The following is a 2,384-nucleotide window of genomic DNA, read 5'->3' as shown; positions in this document are numbered from 1 at the left end:
TCTCTGCTAAAAAAAACCGGTACACCGGCTGTCTTCCGACAGTGGTGTACCGGTCTCTTGTTACTTCGCTATTTCTTACAGTCTTGTAAAGACCGGAATCACTGCTCCAGCAATACTGTTGATATAACGATTGCCTTCTTCATCCCATGTCATCAATAAACCACCAAAACGGCTTTCCGGGTCACCCAACAGCGCCATCAGACGTTGTACTTCCCATAATGCATCTTTGGCTTCCATCTTGACTTCCCGAGTTTCTCCAGGCTCAATCGATGCTTCATTATCCAATGTCAAACCCGTCGCTACCAGTTCTCTTGGATAATCCGGATCAAGGTGCTCACGTCCCAGTGCGTTTACAAAACGTACACCCGCTGTGGTGAATTCACCAATGTTGATCGCTGTATCTCCGTTGTTGGTAATGTCCATCGTTACACGTAATGCACGACCAGGTACGTCATAGTTTGCATGTGTCACTTTGATCGCTACTGGATTAGGCTCGATCGGCAATGGTTCTACTTTCGATTCACCAGCTTGTATCGGTATGGTGTACGGATATTTGCTTTCCGTATAACGATAACCACCCCATACCAGCGCACAGGTCAGTATCGCTACACCCCACGCTACTTTACGATCCATCGGATCCAGTAGCAGTTCGTCACCATGTGCCAACAGTACGCGGCTGCGCGGTAGGAACATCGGACGTGCTACGTAGTAGCCAATCCAGAATATACCCAGACCTGTCCAAACGACGTGCCAGAATATACCGTTCGCAAAGTTGAATGTCTCGCTATCGATCGTCTGACCTGTCAATGTCGTTATAGGGTTGGTGAAATCATCCCAGTTGCCGGTTATGTTCATCCATGACGCTGGCCCTGCAATCGGTCCCGCTTCTTTGACGTTAACCATCGCGTGCATGTGATGACGTCCTGGTATACGCGCTTTCAGTCTGACTTCAAATTCATAGTCACGGCCTATGACCAATGGCCCTGAAATGAAGGTCGGTTCGCCGTTCAGCTTGGTGCTTAAACGTACAAATACCGGGCTCGGACTACCAACGTTGAAGAATGCACGTTCCGGCTTTCCTACTGCACGCGGCCAATCTTCCGCCAGGTGAAATTTACCGGTCATGGTCGCTATGTCGTTCACTTTGGTGACTTTCGGCTCCCATCTCATGTCGTACCATTGGATGGTACGCATACGCAGAAATGGTTCTTGTGAACGTTCACCATGCGCTGCTACCGGTGTTACGTCTACCGCTACTGTCAGTGCCAGTGTCGCCGCTCCTACTGCTGCGCCATATAATCCCATGACGCCAACTTTTAAGATGTTTTTTATTTTCATTACTTGATCCTCTGTGCAAATCCTGGTTCACCAAATGCCGTTACGTCGTGCTTCATTGAAATACGGCCTCTTTCGCCTTTCACATAGAAGAATGCAGTGCAGTAGATTTTGCCAAAGTACCACCATACGCAGAACATCAGCATGGATACAAACGCCGAGAAGAATGCCGCTATCACGGTCGTATGGCCACCAAATGTCCTCAGTGATCCTTGTTCAATCAATCTCACGTATTCCGGCGTACCTGTACGTACATACAAGAAACCTGTGTAGTCCGCTACTGACAGCAGTACACCTTCAACTACCACCGGCAGATGGGTCGGACCAAAAATCGGCCAGTTGCCAGGATAGAAGAATAAACCCCAGAATCCACCACCCAGTAATGCTGTAATCAGCCAGTTGCCCGTCAATAGCATGATCGTGTCAAGCATCAGTGCACCGGGTATCATGGTCGATGGCAATACAAAGTTGATCGGGTAGTGTGACCACCAGTAAAAACCCCAGTAGCGTGTTAACCATTCGCCTACCAGCAGGCAAACAATACATAATGTCGCACCATACGGTAAACGATAGTTTACCCATAAATAGTACATCAACGCCGCACAGTACATTACGCCTACTATCGGGGTTACTACCGGCCACCATTGCCGATCTTTCCAATCAAGCCAGAAGTCCCAGTCACCCGCTAACAGCATGAAGTGCATGTGAAAGGTACCTACTAATAGAATACACAGAATCGGAAAATATACCGCATCTATGTATCTTGACATTCTGACTGCTTCGGGCGGCATTTTCGCCGCTGCTATAATTTCGTCTGTTCTGCTCACTAGACTCTCCCTTCGTTTGTTTCGTGTGATATTAATTGTGAAAACATGACGATTCCTTTCTTGTCTTTTACTATTTTCCCGCTGTATGTGCCTGCTTTTACTCCCTTACATGCACGCTTTGCGAGTATCGCTCCCGTTTCGACGGGAGCGATGTATAGTTTCAGCCTAGATTAAGGAACAATCCGGTTGTTCAGTATTTCTTTGCTTTGGTTATTCCAGATG

General features: G+C 47.8%; 2 protein-coding genes. Both read right to left on the bottom strand.

Going from position 1 to position 2,384, the window contains the following annotated elements:
• Positions 1 to 75: 75 nt before the first annotated feature.
• Positions 76 to 1,338, bottom strand: coding sequence for a methane monooxygenase/ammonia monooxygenase subunit B (locus KF784_20055; GenBank protein ID MBX3121352.1), 1,263 nt, complete (start codon positions 1,336 to 1,338; stop codon positions 76 to 78).
• On the bottom strand, positions 1,338 to 2,162 hold the full coding sequence (locus KF784_20050; protein ID MBX3121351.1) for a methane monooxygenase/ammonia monooxygenase subunit A: 825 nt from the start codon (positions 2,160 to 2,162) through the stop codon (positions 1,338 to 1,340). The genes KF784_20055 and KF784_20050 overlap by 1 nt, the downstream gene beginning before the upstream one ends.
• Between the last annotated feature and the right edge of the window lie 222 nt (positions 2,163 to 2,384).

The organism is Fimbriimonadaceae bacterium, from assembly GCA_019638775.1.
Taxonomy (GTDB): Bacteria; Armatimonadota; Fimbriimonadia; order Fimbriimonadales; family Fimbriimonadaceae; genus JAHBTD01.
Note: the sequence above shows the minus strand (reverse complement) of the source record. Positions and strands in the feature narration are given on the sequence as shown.